The following is a 15,778-nucleotide window of genomic DNA, read 5'->3' on the forward strand; positions in this document are numbered from 1 at the left end:
ATAACTAAACTAGCGTTTCCTCGCGCCACCCGGATTCTAGAGGCCCGGCAGGCTCGATTTGTTTAGTGAACCACCATTTACTAAACATTGCAAGCGACGTCGGCGCCTTCTTCGACGCGGGCGCCCGGCGCCGACGGCGCGATCGGTGTTTGGGATGTTGTGAGGGCTCGCGCACAACGCGCTGTTGAGCTCCGAGGTCGCAGCTGAGTAGCCGGGACTCTCGCGCCAGCATCTGCCCCGTTTTCAATGCGCCGCCAGGATTTCTCCCAGAAACTTCCTGGTACGATCGTGCTGCGGGTTCTTGAAGAAGCTTTCGGGCGCTCCTTCCTCTACGATTCTGCCGTCGGCCATGAAGATCACGCGATCGGCGACCTGCCGCGCAAACCCCATTTCGTGAGTGACGCAGATCATGGTCATGCCGTCGGTTGCGAGCGCGATCATGGTATCGAGGACCTCCTTGACCATCTCGGGGTCGAGCGCGGAGGTCGGCTCGTCGAACAGCATGACCTTCGGCTCCATGCAGAGCGCGCGCGCAATCGCGACGCGTTGCTGCTGGCCGCCCGACAGCTGAGCCGGATATTTTCCGGCCTGGTCCGCTATTCTGACCCGATCGAGCAAACGGCGCGCTGTCTGTTCGGCGCGGTCCCTCGGCACAGATCGGGACCGCATCGGGGCCAGCATGCAGTTTTCCAGCACGGTCATGTGCGGAAACAGGTTGAACTGCTGGAACACCATGCCGACCTCGCGGCGCACGGCGTCGATCGAGCCCGCGGCATCATTCAGCCGCGTGCCGGCAACGACGACTTCGCCGCGCTGATAGGCTTCCAGCGCATTGATACAGCGGATCAGGGTCGACTTACCCGAACCGGACGGCCCGCACAGGACGATCTTCTCGCCCGGGCGGACAGTCAGGCTGATGTCCGTCAGAACCTGATAGGTGCCGTACCATTTGCAGACGTCGCGCATGGCGATCATCGGATCAGGAGCGGATTGCATCACGATTTCGCCCGACATGACATTCGCTCCCTGGCTAACTGACGTTGAAGGGGATACCGGGAATGCTGTCCGGAAAATCCGGCAGCGGATTGTTCATCCACTTCTGATAGATCTTCGCCAGCTCGCCATTGGCCTTGATCTTCTCGATGAAGCCGTTGGCGAAGGCGTTGATCTCCTTCTCGCCGAGCCGGGTGCAGGCGCCATTGTAGAGTTTTGTGAATTCGAGCTTGTTCTCGTAAGTGCCGGGTTTCGATTCATTGAGGCGCGGAACGTAGAAGATGTTGCCGCCGACCGCCTGGACCTGTCCCGACAGCAGCGCTTGCATGGTCGGCGCGTCGCCGTCAAAGCGGCGGATGGTGGTGCCCGACGGTGCGGCCTTGGTCACGTCGGTGTCCTGCACGCTGCCGCGCGCAACGCCGATGACGTATTTTCCCATGTCGGCGGGGGATTTGATCTCGATATCCTTCGGCGCGATGAAGGTGATGATGTTCGCGCCATAGGGTTTTGAGAACTGTACGGCCTTGGCGCGCTCCGACAGCATGGCCATGGTCGCGAACAGGATATCGACTCGTCCCGAGGTCAGGGCCGGGATGCGATTGGCGACCGCCAATTGCGTGAACTCGGCCGGCACGCCAAGCTCCCTGGCGAACAGCGCCGAAATCTCCGCGTCGTAGCCATCCTGCTTTCCCGTCGCATCGACGAATCCCCAGGGCGGATTGTCGCCCTGGATGCCGATCAGAACCTTGCCCCTGGCCTTGATCTCCGCTGGCGTCACGGCATAGGCGGCGCGCATCAGCACAAATGGTGAGGCAATCGTTACGGCTCCAAGCGTCAAAACGCGGCGCCGGCTCAATCCTGTGGTGTTCTTGCTGGTCATCATTCCCTCCTCTGTCCTCGTCCTGTTGTCTGTTGTTGCCTCTTCATCGCGCGGCGACGGCCATTCGGCGCTCAAGCTGTGCGCCATAAAGCGACAGCGGCCAGCAGATGGCGAAATAGAGGGCGCACACCAAGCCGAGGACGAGCAGCGGCTTGAAGTTCTGGTTGGAAACGATGGTTCCGGCCCGCATCAATTCGGTGAAGCCGATGATCGCGGCGAGCGACGTCCCCTTGATCAACTGGACCAGAAACCCGATCGTCGCGGGCAGCGAGATGCGGATCGCCTGCGGCAGCACGACGTCCCTCGTCCGCGAGATATAATCGAGGCTCAGCGCCTTGGCGGCTTCGACCTGGCCTTTCGGCACCGCCTCGATCGCGCCGCGCCAGATCTCGCCGAGGAAGGCGCCGGAATGCAGCGTGAAGCCGATGGCGACCGAGACCCAGGCGTCCAGCTTGAGGCCGGCCAGCGCCAGCCCGTAATAGACGACGAACAATTGCATCAGCAGCGGCGTGCCCTGGAACAAGGCGATGTAGCCGGCCGCGCAGCGCTCCAGCGCAGGGCGGCCCGACGTGCGCGCCAGCGCCACGCCGAGGCCGGCGGCTGAGCCGACCACAAAACCAATCGCGGACAGCGCAAGCGTCCATTTGAGGCCGCCGAACACGAAGAGAAGCTGGTTCCGATCCATGGCGCCCTCACTTCACGGGATAGCTGAAGTAACGGGCGTTGATCAGCGCGAACATCTGCATCAACATCCACGACATCGCGAAATAGAGCAGCGTGACGACGCCATAGACCTCGAAGCTGCGGAAGGTGTTGGTCTCGATGGTCTGCCCGACCGAGGTCAGCTCATAGGCCGAGATCGCAGATGCAATGCTGGTCGTGAGCGTCAGCATGATGAACTGGCTGGTCAGCGACGGATAGATTGCGCGCAGCGCCGGCTTCAGCACGATCAGGCGGAACACCTGCGCCCGGCTGAGACTGAGCGCGAGCCCGGCTTCGACCTGCCCCTTGTTGATCGACTGCACACCACCGCGGATGATTTCGATCGCATAAGCCCCGCCGTTGATGCCGAGTGCGATGATCGCGGTCAGAGTTGGATCGAGGCGAACGCCAACCAGCGGCAGCGCGAAGAAGATGAAATAGATCTGCCCGAGGAACGGCGTGTTGCGGATCGCCTCGACAAAGGCGATGACGAGCCATCGCAGCGCGGCGATGCGGGACTGACGAAGCACGACGCCGCCGATCCCGATCGCGAGAGCCAGCACCATGCCGGACAGCGCGAGCTGAAGCGTACCGGCGCAACCCCAGAGCAGGTCCGGCAGTCCTTCCAGCACGGGGCCAAAATCGAACGTGTAGTTCACCTCGTTCCTCCCTCCGGGCGGCCTTGTTGCCGGCGTCGTTGAGATCGCGCCGCGGCTCTGCCCATTCTGATCCGCCGAGCGGCGGCGAATTTGTTTGCGGCTAGGAAGCGCTTTGCTTGTCCGGCTCAGTCAGCGCGAGCGCTTCGTAGCGACTGCGCAGTTCGACGCGTCGTCCGCTCGCGGCCGCCTCAGCGACCGCCAGGGTCGCGATCAGGCTTCGTGCGCCATCCTCGGCCGGCTGCAGCGACTGCGCCGTCCCGCTGATGATGTCGCGGAAATGGTCGAGCTGGGCGACATAGGGATCGAGCGAAGTGGCATGAAGGCGCTGGGCCTGGATCGGCTTGTTCCAGTCCTGGGCGTCTTCGGCTTGCGACCATTGCACGAGCGCCGGAAATTCGATCGACCCGCGGCGGCCGAGGAAACGATAACTGCTCTCGCCGCTGAACGGGAATTCGGGTGCCTCGCCGAGCCCCTGCTCGGACGTCCAGGGCGAGACGGCGCTGTCGCTGATGAAGAAGGTGCCGAGCGCGCCAGTGTCGAACTCGATCAGCGCCGCGGCGGTATCCTCGACCGCAAAGCCACGCTGGCGGTTCGACGCAATTGCTTCCACCGCGACGATCTCGCCCATTGTGAAGCGCAGGAAATCGATCTCATGGATGAGGTTGATCAGGATCGGACCGCCGCCGGCCTGCGAGCGCCATGGCGCGATTTCGAAATAGGCGGCGGGCTTGTGCGTGGCCCAGATCGCCGATACCCCGACGACATCGCCGATCCGCCGATCCCCCAAGCTCGCCTTCAGCATCCTGACCTGCTGATGGTGGCGGCGGTGATGCCCGACCAACGACTGGATACCAGCCTTGCGGACCTCGGCGATCAGGCTTGCCGCGCTTTCCAGCGTATCGGTGACCGGCTTCTCGATCAGGATGTGAATGCCGCGTCTAGCGCATGCGATGCCCTGCTCGGCATGAAGCTGGTTTGGCGAGGCGATGATCACGGCTTCCGGCCGCGCCTCGTCGAGCAGTTTCCGGTAGTCGGCAAACACAGGGGTGTCGGGATGCTCGGTGGCGACCCGATCGGCATTCACGTCCGCGATGCCGACGAGCTCATAGTCTTCTCGCTCGGCGAGCTTGGCGAGGTGCTTTCGCCCGATCAGGCCTGCGCCAATGACGCCTATGGTGATGTTTTTCATCTCACGTCGTCCGTATCAAGGTTGAGCCGCCCTCTTCGCGGCGATGCTCTGGTCTCAATGTTCCCAGCGGCTGATGGTCGAGCAGGCGCCTCGCAGCGCTGTACGCCGTGGTAAGCCGGGCCCGCACATCAAGAGCGGGCAACGGCATCTCGACGCTGAGGCTGGCGTCGGCCGGAAGCACGTCGAGTAGCCCGCTGAGCGGCAACGCCCCCTCGCCGGGCGGCAATCGGCCTTCGCGCGCCTCGGCGATGATGGCCGCATCGCTCGCGGGGATGTCCGCCGCAGCGTCGCACAGCTGCGCGGTACGCAGATAGCGCGCGGGGAGCGCGATCAAGTCTGCCGGCTTGCCGCCGGACCGATTGAGGTGCAGCGCATCGACGAGAATGGCGCCATTCGCCTTGCCCGCCCCACGCACGATCGCCTCGGCCTGCGGCAGCGAGCCAACCGCGCGCCAGCGCATGAACTCAAGATCGACACGCAAGCCAAATTGCCGCGCCAGGTCGCAGAGTTTTGCGAAATGCGCGGTGAGCCGGGCGTGATCGTCGTCATCTCCCGATGCAGTCACTGCCACCGCGCCGAGATCGACCGCGGCTTCGAACAGGCCCGCAAGGGCCGGAATGTCGATGACGGGCGTGAGCTGAACGAACTCGATCTCGTTCAGCCGCACGCCCTCGTCGGCGAGGAGTCGTTTGAGGTCGCGGTGCGCGGCCGTTCCTACCTGCGTCGGATAGGCCGGTCCGCCGGTGGTTGCAGGGATCATGCGCAGGCCGATGAAGCTGAAGCCGGCGCGCGCGGCCTCGGGCACCAGCGTCGTCGGCTCAAGATCCAGAGCCGTCAGATGAGCAAGACCGAGATCAATCACTGCTAATTATCCTATGGGATAATTACAATTAACCCATAGGATAATTGATGTCAAGCACGGCTGATTGGGTTATGAATGGAGAGGCAAGCAGGCTTGGCCGGACGCGAAGGACCGAACCGCCAGATGAGACCCAAGGAAAAGCCCGTCGCGGCGGACTCGAAGCAGCCGCCGGTCCGGCGGCGCGACCGGGAGCGCACCAAGCGCGAGATCCTCGAGATCGCGTTCGCGGAGTTCGCCGAGAACGGCCTGGCCGGCGGCAATACCGATGCCATCGCCGCGCGCGCCAACATCACCAAGCGGCTGATCTTCTACTACTTCAATTCCAAGGAAGAGCTGTTCACGGCCGTCCTCGAAATGGCCTATGCCAAGATGCGCATCGCCGAGCAGGATCTTCATCTCGAAGCGCTCGAGCCGGAAGCTGCCATTCGCAGGCTGGCCGAGTTCACCTTCGATTTCGACCAGGCCAACCCGGAATATGTCCGGCTGGTCACGATCGAGAACATCCATCGCGGCCGGCACATCCGCGGCAGCAAGAAACTCAAGGAGATGACGCGGCCGATCATCAGCCAGGTCGCCGCGGTGCTGGACAGAGGGGTTCGCATCGGCGCGATCAGGCCCGGCATCGACCCGATCGAGCTGCACATGTCGCTGAACGCGCTCTGCTTCTTCTCGGTTGCGAACCGGCATACGTTCGAGGCGCAATTCGCATCCGACATGTCATCGCAGAAAGCCAAGACCCAGCGCCGGCACGAAATCGCCGACCTGCTCTGGCGCTATGTGCGCAGCGACTAGCGCGGGCGGAGAGCCGCCGCTACGAACGCATCCGTCTCTCGGCCTCGGGGCAATCGCTGCGTCTTATCTCCCGATGAAGGCGATCTTCGGCGGCTCGATTCCACGCTTGATGGCATCCGCCCGCGCGGTACGGCCACGCCTTGCATCTTCCGAGCTGTGAAGCGGCATGGTGACGTCCAGGATCATGGCATCGGCCGATGGCACGCCACCCCCGGACCACGCCTTCAATAAGGTTCGTATCGCCGCATAGGAGCGCGTCGGTCCGGTCGACAGATCCTGCGCGAATGTCAGCGCGGCCGCCTCGACCTTGTCAGCAGGAAGTACCGTTGTCGCAATGCCCAGTTCGCCGGCGACGGCGCCCGTCATCGGCTCGCACAGCATCGCGTAGCGCGCCGCGCGCGAGCGGCCGATACGCTCCGCCAATCGTTGCACCGCGCCGGCAACCGGTGCCGACCCGACCGACGCCTCGATGCAGCGAAAAACTGCGTCGTCAGCCGCGACAATGAAGTCGCAGGCGAGCGCAAGCTCGAAGGCGCCGCCATAGGCGGCGCCCCGAACGGCCGCGACCGTCGGGACTTGCAGCGCTTCGATGGCGCGGAACGACTGGTTGCATTCGGCAATGAAGGTGCGGAACTGATTGGTGCTCTTCTCAAGGAAATCGAGCACGTCGCCGCCCTGGCTGAAATTGGGACCTTCCGCCCTCACCAGCAACGCCCTGATGTCGCTCTCGCTGGCCTCCTGAACGGCCTGCTTGAGGTCGCTCGAGAAGGCCGAAGCGATGAGGTTTTTCGGTGGATTGGCCAGCACGATGTGACCAACGGCTTCCGACTGTTCGAACTTGATAACGGGCATTTCAACCTCCCTAGTTTGCGTTTGTGAACCTTGAAAGCAGCGTTTCGTCCCTAGCCCGTCTCGCGCACCAGCGACGTGACCGTTTCGCTCGGTCGCAGTTGCCAGTACACGACAAGGAGACACAGCCCACCGAGCGCAGCCAGCGTCCCGCCGACGGTCGAGAGCGCCGAGCCCAGTGCGCCCTGAAAGAGATTTTCGGCGACGATGGCCACCAGGGTCGGCGCAATCGCTGTTCCCGTGATACCGACCCAGGCAAAATGAACGGCCGTGATCTTTCCGATCGCGACTCCCGGCGACAGATGCACGATCGTCGACGTTCCGATGGTGAAGAGGCTTGCTGCCAGAAGATTGAATACGGCAAGCAGCATCCAGACCGAGACAATCGACTCCGCTGCCGGAGCAAAGACCGCTGGAAGGACAATCAGCGCGGAGATCACGACGCCAAGGGCCGGGATCGCCGGCAATCCCCATCTCCGATAAACCGTATCGACGAGAAACCCGGCGATGAACTGGCTGGCAGTGCTGAGGAACAGGACGATGAGACCGTAGGTCAGGCCGATCTCGCCGGCTGGAATCTTCCATACCCGCCCGAGAAAGGCCGGTATCCAGGACGCGTAGCCCACCGACAGCATGATCGTCGCGGCGTTCGCCAGAAACAGCGGAGCAAAGACAAGCCACTGATCGCGAACGGCTTCGAGGGCATCCCTCAGTGCGATGGGGCTATCCGTGCTTGCGGACCGCCGCGTTGGCTCCTTGAACGTATAGACCAGGACGGCGACCGGCAGCGCGATCGCGCCGCACGCAATCAACACGAGCTGCCACGAGCGAACCGGAATTCCCAGCACAGGAAGGATATAACTCCCGTTCTCGCCGACGAAGTGCAGAATTGCGCCGCCACCGAGCAACGCAAGCCCGCCACCGACGCTCGCCCCCATCGCCCAGATCGCGACGGCCCGGCCACGAAAGCGCGGATGGAATGCGTCCCTGACGAGCGACATGCTCGAAGGCCCGCAGGTGGCTTCACCCGCGCCGACACCACAGCGGCCGAGAAAGAGGCCAGCATAGGTCGTGACCGAGCCGCAGAACATCGTCGATATCCCCCATGTGGCAATCCCAATGGCCAGGATGCGCCGGCGCGGAAAGCGATCGACCAGCATGCCGACGAACCAGCCTCCGACGGCGTAGGTGATGATGAAAGCCGCGCCGATCAGGAAACTCATCAGCGTGTCGGATATTTGCAGGTCGCGCTTGATCGGCTGTACCAGCAGCGGCAGCGCCGCGCGATCGATGAAAGCGACGGCATTTACGAGGCAGAGCACGCTCACCAACCACCAGTGCCCGGGGCTGGGCCGCTCGACGTCCTGTTCAGCTTCCATGCGTTTCTTTCTCCCTGGCGCGACTGCGCCCATCCCTTCACGCTTGCGCTGCGATGCTGCGGACGACCGCATTGAATTTCGAGGGCGCTTCGAGCTTGAGCATATGGCCGCAATCCTCGAACGAATGCGATGTCGCCCAGGGCGCCGCCGCGAGAAGCCGCTCGGCGTGATCCCGATGGGGCGCGACCTGGTCGAGGCTGCCGAAGAGGATAGCCATCGGACACTTGACCGCCGGAATGACATCAGGCGTATGAACGGTGAACAGCGACCGGATCGCCTGACGCCAGCCATCGGTCGTCATGTCGTCGCGCAAGCGCTCGACATATTGCCTGACCAGCGCTGGCGTGCGTGGCGTGAGCAGCCTGCTCGCGATCGCCTCGCGCGACACCGGGATGTCGACATCCGCCGTCTGAAGCCATGCATTGAGCTCGGCATCGCGGGCCTCACCGGTGATGTGGCCCCTTGCGACATTGGGCGCGGAAAGAACCAGACTGCCAATCAGCGCGGGATAGCGTCGCGCGAAGGCCAGCGCGACGACGCTCCCCCATGAGCTGCCGACCAGCGCAGCCGGCCGTCGCACCTTGAGCGCGCGAAGCAAGCTCTCCAGCGCGTCTGCATAGTCGTCGATCCCTGCGTCTTGCCCCAGGATGGGCGAACTGCCGCCGAAGCCCGGCGCGTTCCAGGCGATGACGTGAAAGTCTCGCGACAGCCCTGCGAATTGCGCGCGGTATCCCGCCGAGCTGGAGCCGAGCCCATGAAGCATCAGCACCGTCGGTTTGTTCGGATCTCCGGCGGCGCGATATTCCATCTGGCCGCGCTGCCCGGAGAAGACCGAAGACGCGACGTCAACCTGGGCAAGCCGGGGCAAATCCTGCGCGAGCAGATCGGCATCGAGCGTGGACAATTCAGCCATCACTCAAGCTCCGGCCGCAAGCGCAAGAGGCCCGGCTGGCTTGCGAGACCGCTCCGCCTCGTAACCGAGCCGATACGACAGGTCCTTCGCCGTCTCGCGCAAGGCAGTTGCGAATTCTCCGTCGAGATCGGCGCGAAACCGGTTTGATTCACCCACCGCTGTCAGGGCCAGCACAGCGCGACCATCCGCATCGAGCACCGGCGCGCTAAGTGCGTTGATCAAGGTCTCGCTGCGATAGAAGGTCTCCAGTCCCTGCCGGGCGAGACCTTGCCAACGCACTTCTGCAAGGCGTTCGTTCCAATCGTCCTCTCCTGGCGCCGTATCCAGACCCGGCCAGTCAGCCTGCGCGATGGCTTCGGGAGGAAGATGTGCCGCGAAGGCCAGACCGGTTGCGCTCGATGTGACCGGCAGGATCAACCCGACGGGGAGGGCTTCGCTCACCGGAGCCGACGACGGCTCCCAATGGGTGATCGTGGGGCCGTGGGCGCCCCAAACGGCGAGCGCCATCGTCTCGTCGAAGCGCCGGACGAGGCGCTCGATCGCACGCGTGCCGAGCCGCATCGCGGTGAGCTGAGACTGCTTGCGATCAGCCGGCAATGCGCCGTCGGCCAGATCGTGAGGATCCGCCAGCAGGTACCGGCCGTTGCCGAAGACGAGCGGCTTGCGCTCGGCCTGATCGATCGCAAGGACTTCGCCGACATAGATCGTGTGATCGCCACCGGGCACACGTGACACCACCCGGCATTGCAGACGGGCGCTGCAATCGCGGAGCAGCGGCACGCCGCCCACGCCGGTATCGACATCGATGCCAGCGAACTTGTCATGCGACGACTTCGCAAAGCGGTTCGACAACCCGATCTGGTCCTCGGCCAGGATGTTCACCGCAAAATGCCCGGCCTCGAAGAACGCAGGATGACTGTGGCTCTTCACCGCCTGGCTCCAGAGAACCAGCGGCGGATCGAGCGACACCGAACTGAACGAATTGGCGGTCACACCGTGGAATTGACCCGCCTCGTCGACTGTCGTGACCACAGTCACCCCGGTGACGAAGCTTCCGAGCACGCGCCGCAAGTCGCGGCTGTCGAACCGAGGCGTATCGGGCATTTCTACCTCCTTGCGCTGATCCGTTTCCCCTAAGCGTTCATGCGGCGACCGCTTCAGCCGCTTCGACTGCCGGCATGACCTGCTCGGCGAAGCGGCGGATCGAAGCCGCGGCCGCGGCGTGCGGCATGGTTCCGAACATGAAGCTTCCGATCACGTAGTTCAGTCCGCCCAACGCGACCTGCTCGGACAGAATCTGCGTCACCGTTCGGGCCGAGCCGACTATCGCATGGCCGGCTTCGACGAGTTGATCGAATGCGGGTGGCAGCTTCGCATTCACGGGCTGCGTGCCATGCTTGCGCCAGAGCTTGATGAAATTGTCGTAGAACGACGGCCAGGCCTTTCGACCCAGCTCGTGAGCTTCGCGGTCGGTCTCGCCGACAATGATGTAGCGATTGACGCCGATCAGTGGGCTATTGCCATTGAGGCCCGCCGCGGCCATCTCCTCGCGGTAGCGGTCCGAGATCGCACGCACGCGCGAGACCTGCCCGCCGCAGACCACGTTCACACCGTTGCGCGCCGGCCAGACCACGGAGTCCGGCGAGCCGACCGCGTACCACATCGGCGGACGTGGCCGCTGCAACGGCTTCATCTCCACCGCATAGTCATTCAGGCTCCAGAACTCGCCCGTCGTCGTGACGGAGTCCTGCCTGAAGCAGCGCTGGATCGTGTCGAAGGCCTCCGCATACATCTTTGCGGCCTTCGTGGAGTCGATCCCGAGCGCGTCGAGCTCGTGCGGTGAGGCGCCGCGCCCAATTCCGAACTCGAAGCGGCCGCCGCTCAAATGATCGAGCATGCAGATCTCTTCATACAGGCGCGCGGGATTGTAGGTCGGCAACAGATAGACCAGCGGACATAGCCTCAACCTCTCGGTCCGCTGGGACAGCGCGGCCATCCACACGCTGGGCGATGGCGTCGTGCTCAGCGGTGTGCCGTGGTGCTCGCTCATGTGGAAAGCGTAGAAGCCGAGGCGATCATAGAGCTCGGCGAGACGGAGCCGATTCTCGTATTGCTCCGCCAGCGGCAGACCGGACCTGTCATTCTGATCGAAGACGCCGAACTTCATGATGACTCTCCTCGTTGGATTCGATTGGCGTCGTCGGCTTGGGCCGAGGCGCCGGGTCGGATGTGAAGCTGAAACAGATTGCCTTCGGGGTCGGCGAAGGTTGCGACGCCGCCATGCGCGCCCATGTCGCGGCTGGCGAGATGCCGGCCGCCGAGCCGTTCGATCCGCGCTGCGACCGGCGCGACATCCACCGCCTCGAACACGATCACGCTGCCGCGCGCGTCCTTGGCCGCCTCGGATGCCGAGCTCAGCGCAAACGCGATCGGGCCGGCCTTGAACTGGCACCAGTTGTCGCGATCCCGAAACGCCAGCGGAAGCTCCAGCGCCTCGGCATAGAAGGCCTGCATCCGATCCATGTCATTGGCGACGGTGTAGACGCTGCGGATGGCACCAAGGGGCATCGCTTTTCCTCTCTCTGAGATATTCAATATAGTTGAATACATATTTTATTGTTGTATTCTGCTCCCGCCGGCCATTTGTGTCAATCTGGATTCGCTGAACCGCTCGAAGGAAGCAGATGCAAGAGAAGAAGCCGCGCCGAGGCATTCAGTCGGTCGAAATTGCCTTTCGGATTCTGAGTGTTATGCAGACGAGCCAGCAGGCGATGGCCTTGAAGGACATCGCGCCGCTGGCGGATCTGACGACGAGCGCCGCGAATAACTATCTCGTGAGCCTCGTCAGAATTGGGCTCGCCGCCGCGGACGAAAAGCCGGGCCACTATCGCCTCGGGCCTGCGGCGCTCTCGCTCGGCGTCAGTGCCATCCAGCAGATCGACGGTTTCGAGATCGTTCGCCGCGAGGTCACCAATCTGCGTGACGCGACGCGGAGAAGCGCCGCCGTCACCACTTGGACCGATGATGGGCCGATCAGCCTGTTCAAGCAGGACGGCGACCAGCGCGGCGCGTTCGAGTTTCGCACCGGACTGATCCCGATGTTGAGTTCTGCTGCAGGCAAGATCTACGCGGCCCGATTGCCGATGAACCTGACCACGCATCTTATCGAGCAGGAATGGGACGCCGTATTCGGCGGCAAGGCCGATGTCGGCAAATTCAGAGACGATGCGGCACGCGAGCTCAAACGAAAGGGCTACACGACCATCGTCCGCTCTGATCTCGCCGGCTACGTCTCCGTTGCGGCGCCCGTGTACGACTGGAATGGTGACGTTCGCTTCACGCTCAGCCTCGCCGGCACCCGGGCTTCCATGACGGTCGACACGTCGAGCGACCAAGTGAAGGCGTTGATCGAAAGCGCCGCACGCGCAACGCGGGCTCTCGGCGGCAAGTTCGACGCGCGCGACTAGACCACGATCCGGATGCGCGCGAATCTGTCAAACAGCAGACGCGCCTTTGCGGCCTCGCGGCCGATATCGCCCGAGCTTTGCTTCGTCGTTCCACCCTCTCGTCCAAGAGGGCGCAGGGAAGACCGGGTGCTGACCTCGCACCCGCGGTCCGCTGCGCGAAATGTGTAGCGCAGGAAAACCGCACAGCAGCATACAGGTGGTGCCAATCACTCGGCCTTCCCTGCGCAGTGGGTTGACGGCTTATGCCGTGCTCTCCCGGGAGCCGAGTTCCTTCTGGCCTCCCTCGCCTCGCAGATGAGCGATGCAGTTGACCCGGTTGGGCGCTCCGCACCTCCGCGAAAAGCTTGACCGTAGCAACGACGGCCAGGACCACACGGTTTTGCCGTACGCACGGCTCGCTTGTTCGCCGCATGATCTTCCAGCGTTGTCGACGTTGCCGGAAGAATGCTGGCGAGACGAACCTAGACAACGCCGCTCGTCGGCACGCGGTTTCGGGCTCACAGGGACTACCCGCCCTGCCCGCACCTCTCGTACCCAACGCTGCCCGCGTCCACCGCAAGCCCGGCTCGCAATCAAGACGACACGAGATCGCCCCTCAAGGATGAGCCGGGATGCCGCGATGCATACGCCATTTCCGAATTTCGGTAAAGTGGAATATTTTTGTAGGGAGGGGTTGACGGGGTGGCGAAACAGGCTGTTTTTTGCCCGACGTGTCATCGAGCGGGCAATCCTTCACGCTTTTCCCGTCTCAAGGGCTTGCGTCAACGAACGCTAGAAGCGCTGCCGGCTCAGACCATTTTTCTATTTCCCTTCTCCTCGTCATCTCGATACACGTCTTGCTTGGGTATGAGGGGCGTTCGTATGCCGCATGGCTTCGTCTATATTCTCGTTTCACCGAACAGCGATCACATAAAAATCGGCCGTACTGAGCGGCCCATCAGCGAACGCTTACGCGGAATAAATGGTGGTGAAGCGTACGCAGCTCACGGACCGTGGGAGCTATCAGACTTCGTTCATGTCACGGACTGCACTGTCGTCGAAAGCGCAACGCATCGCCATTTCAGCGCCAGAAAGGTCAATGTAGAGGGGACGAACGAGTTGTTCAGCGTCGCTCCTCACGAGGCGAGGAAGGAATTGCGGCGGATAAGCGCACCTCTCCGCGTCGATAGCGACAGGACGGATCAGCTCTTCCATAACCCCGATGTGACCTTGTTTCTTTTCAGTTTGTTTCAGCTCTCGGGGTTGTACGGAAACCTCGACATGCAGGGCTCGTGGACTTTGAGCGTGCTTCCCCAGACGAACGGAGGCCGCTGGTTCACATTGAATATCGGGTCGCATGAAGTTGCATTTAGCACCCGCACGTCAAACGGCGCCAAGTTTTCGCACTACCTCGTGCTGGACCGCCTGATTTTGGAGTACCCAAACACGATCATGTGGCTCGGCCAACACGGCGGCGACGTTCGACGGGCCGAATACAAGGCGGCCGAAAGAGCGGTATGCGTGAGCTTTGACGAAGATTTTGCAAAGGCTGAACGCTTCTTCGCGCGCGAAGGAGTTCGCCGCGCAATGGTCGCTTACTGGGCTGACGCTCTAGCCGATCTTCGCGAGCGGAATGCGAAGAGTGTCTACGCAAGGTATCATTCCTACGATGCCGTTTCGCAGCTCCTGGAATACAAGAGAGCGCGAGATAAGGTGGTGCTAAGTCCGTAGCCCGCAGAGTTACGGTGCACCGAATTCCGAATAGCAATCGCTCGATAGATACCGATCCCATCATCACTGCATGCCGCCTGGGCGGGATCGGCGGAAGGTGCGATCGGAGACCTTCCCCGGACATGGTCAGCCAATGAGGCGGGCTGTTGCCTGAAGAAAGCGTGAGCTTGGCGTTGCTCTGTAGGAGAGATGCGGGAGGCGATGCACTCTATCCTACAACGTCAGCGCCGTAGCGGCCCCTTCGTTTAGGTCGCACTGTTGTTTTGAGGCAGAAGCAGAGGCCCTCGGAGTCCAGACAACCCTTTCGTCAGACAGCCTTTGATCGCTGCTAGAATCACTTCTTTGTTCTCCGTACCCTTGTCCCAGACGTAGCCATGGGCGAGGCTAATCACTATGCCGCTGCTCAGATGCAGCAGGAAGCCACCCGGAATCGCTGTAATCAGCAGAATGGTGGCTCCTCCGCGCGTGAGCCCCTTCAAGGCCGGTTCAATTAAGCCATGGAGATCGTCTTGCTCAGATTTCCTGATTAGGAAATAGGCTCGACCGAGAGCGACTAAACTCACCAACGGTGCGACCACGTTTGCGTAAACAATCCCGCTGCATTCAGTCGCCGTAGCAGACGCCACCAATTTCGTTGGGTCGTTCCAGTTGCAATAGATTGACACGCCGCAAATGTCGCCACCCACAATCTGAGCTACATTCACGCTATCTAAGTGCTTAAAATATTCGCTTACCTGATCCACCTGATCGATTATCAGAATCGGCATGCCGCGCGTAGTGATTAGGTCTTTCCAATACTCATTTGCCCAGATGCCAAGTTTGTCTAGCGCGGCAACGTCGGGCAACGCCGAACTAACGGCCTTCCAGCTACCAGCAAGAGTATGACCACCGTCGCATAGCCTGTGCCAACCGCCGCCCACGTGAGTGCTAAGATACTCAGCGTCCATAGCCCTACTAGCGATGGTCGCGCATTGGTTACTCAGATGATTTGTCAGCCAACTGCTAAATTCGCTGTTGTTCTTCCAATCAAGCGCCGCCGTGTATGCCTCGCCAGCAACAGAGGCCGTTGCACTCAATCCGCCTGCTACCGAGGTGCTAATACGTTCAGAGACTAAGCGGCCAGCATCCCGCAAGCGGGATACGGCGCTCACGGTGCGCTGACGCAAACCATCCTTCGAATCCATATGGCCCCGCCCCAACAAAGCTCGAAGTCTCGTTCAATGACCCATTCAACGTTCCCGAGCGCAACCGCCCTAACTAATACCTTCGTCGAGACGCTTCGACGCGGTCTTATGTCGCAAGCGTACCTTAAGCTACGAGGAATACGTTCTGAAACGGAAGGCATGCCTGGACCGTAGCCGCTATTCACGGCTCATCCGATGA

At 62.2% G+C, this 15,778-nt stretch carries 16 protein-coding genes; 3 read left to right on the forward strand and 13 right to left on the reverse strand.

The annotated features are described in order from the left end of the window. Positions 1 to 243: 243 nt before the first annotated feature. The 6 genes from ACLFLU_RS33795 to ACLFLU_RS33820 form a co-directional block, all read right to left on the reverse strand. Positions 244 to 1,014 (reverse strand): amino acid ABC transporter ATP-binding protein, encoded by a 771-nt coding sequence (locus ACLFLU_RS33795; protein WP_426409030.1) that lies wholly within the window; start codon positions 1,012 to 1,014, stop codon positions 244 to 246. A 16-nt stretch (positions 1,015 to 1,030) separates the two neighbouring features. After that, positions 1,031 to 1,873, reverse strand: coding sequence for a transporter substrate-binding domain-containing protein (locus tag ACLFLU_RS33800; RefSeq protein ID WP_426409031.1), 843 nt, complete (start codon positions 1,871 to 1,873; stop codon positions 1,031 to 1,033). Between the two features lie 43 nt (positions 1,874 to 1,916). Then, a complete protein-coding gene (locus ACLFLU_RS33805) occupies positions 1,917 to 2,558 on the reverse strand; it encodes an amino acid ABC transporter permease (protein ID WP_426409032.1) in 642 nt (213 codons plus the stop codon). 7 nt (positions 2,559 to 2,565) lie between these two features. Then, on the reverse strand, positions 2,566 to 3,234 hold the full coding sequence (locus tag ACLFLU_RS33810; RefSeq protein WP_426409033.1) for an amino acid ABC transporter permease: 669 nt from the start codon (positions 3,232 to 3,234) through the stop codon (positions 2,566 to 2,568). Positions 3,235 to 3,334: 100 nt separating this feature from the next. Beyond that, on the reverse strand, positions 3,335 to 4,423 hold the full coding sequence (locus ACLFLU_RS33815) for a Gfo/Idh/MocA family protein (protein ID WP_426409034.1): 1,089 nt from the start codon (positions 4,421 to 4,423) through the stop codon (positions 3,335 to 3,337). A 1-nt stretch (position 4,424) separates the two neighbouring features. Further along, entirely contained in the window at positions 4,425 to 5,228 is an 804-nt protein-coding gene (locus ACLFLU_RS33820) for a sugar phosphate isomerase/epimerase family protein (protein ID WP_426409035.1), read from the reverse strand. Positions 5,229 to 5,408: 180 nt separating this feature from the next. Between ACLFLU_RS33820 and ACLFLU_RS33825 the strand changes: the two genes are divergently transcribed. Then, entirely contained in the window at positions 5,409 to 6,077 is a 669-nt protein-coding gene (locus tag ACLFLU_RS33825) for a TetR/AcrR family transcriptional regulator (RefSeq protein WP_426409036.1), read from the forward strand. Positions 6,078 to 6,140: 63 nt separating this feature from the next. On the opposite strand, the gene ACLFLU_RS33830 is transcribed toward ACLFLU_RS33825, so the two are convergent. From ACLFLU_RS33830 to ACLFLU_RS33855, 6 genes are read right to left on the reverse strand one after another with little or no spacing between them, the layout of a single operon-like run. Further along, positions 6,141 to 6,929 carry an enoyl-CoA hydratase/isomerase family protein gene (locus tag ACLFLU_RS33830; protein ID WP_426409037.1) on the reverse strand — a complete coding sequence of 263 codons (789 nt, stop codon included), beginning with the start codon at positions 6,927 to 6,929 and terminating at the stop codon, positions 6,141 to 6,143. Positions 6,930 to 6,979: 50 nt separating this feature from the next. Continuing rightward, entirely contained in the window at positions 6,980 to 8,338 is a 1,359-nt protein-coding gene (locus ACLFLU_RS33835; RefSeq protein ID WP_426409038.1) for an MFS transporter, read from the reverse strand. Positions 8,339 to 8,342: 4 nt separating this feature from the next. Then, positions 8,343 to 9,218, reverse strand: a complete 876-nt coding sequence (locus tag ACLFLU_RS33840) for an alpha/beta fold hydrolase (RefSeq protein WP_426409039.1) — start codon at positions 9,216 to 9,218, stop codon at positions 8,343 to 8,345. A 3-nt stretch (positions 9,219 to 9,221) separates the two neighbouring features. Continuing rightward, positions 9,222 to 10,322 (reverse strand): flavin reductase, encoded by a 1,101-nt coding sequence (locus tag ACLFLU_RS33845; RefSeq protein ID WP_426409040.1) that lies wholly within the window; start codon positions 10,320 to 10,322, stop codon positions 9,222 to 9,224. Positions 10,323 to 10,359: 37 nt separating this feature from the next. Next, complete coding sequence (locus ACLFLU_RS33850; RefSeq protein ID WP_426409041.1) at positions 10,360 to 11,385, reverse strand: LLM class flavin-dependent oxidoreductase; 1,026 nt, start codon at positions 11,383 to 11,385, stop codon at positions 10,360 to 10,362. After that, the gene (locus tag ACLFLU_RS33855) at positions 11,382 to 11,786 is read right to left on the reverse strand and encodes a VOC family protein (RefSeq protein WP_426409042.1); all 405 of its coding nucleotides are present in this window, start codon (positions 11,784 to 11,786) and stop codon (positions 11,382 to 11,384) included. Before ACLFLU_RS33855 ends, ACLFLU_RS33850 begins: the two co-directional genes overlap by 4 nt. Positions 11,787 to 11,968: 182 nt before the next feature. On the opposite strand from ACLFLU_RS33855, the gene ACLFLU_RS33860 reads away from it, so the two are divergent. Both ACLFLU_RS33860 and ACLFLU_RS33865 read left to right on the forward strand, forming a co-directional pair. Continuing rightward, complete coding sequence (locus tag ACLFLU_RS33860; RefSeq protein ID WP_426409043.1) at positions 11,969 to 12,685, forward strand: IclR family transcriptional regulator; 717 nt, start codon at positions 11,969 to 11,971, stop codon at positions 12,683 to 12,685. Positions 12,686 to 13,546: 861 nt separating this feature from the next. Next, positions 13,547 to 14,395, forward strand: coding sequence for a GIY-YIG nuclease family protein (locus ACLFLU_RS33865; RefSeq protein WP_426409044.1), 849 nt, complete (start codon positions 13,547 to 13,549; stop codon positions 14,393 to 14,395). A 245-nt stretch (positions 14,396 to 14,640) separates the two neighbouring features. On the opposite strand, the gene ACLFLU_RS33870 is transcribed toward ACLFLU_RS33865, so the two are convergent. Continuing rightward, entirely contained in the window at positions 14,641 to 15,579 is a 939-nt protein-coding gene (locus ACLFLU_RS33870; RefSeq protein ID WP_426409045.1) for a hypothetical protein, read from the reverse strand. Between the last annotated feature and the right edge of the window lie 199 nt (positions 15,580 to 15,778).

Origin of the sequence: Bradyrhizobium ganzhouense (assembly GCF_049949285.1) — a bacterium.
Taxonomy (GTDB): Bacteria; Pseudomonadota; Alphaproteobacteria; order Rhizobiales; family Xanthobacteraceae; genus Bradyrhizobium; species Bradyrhizobium ganzhouense.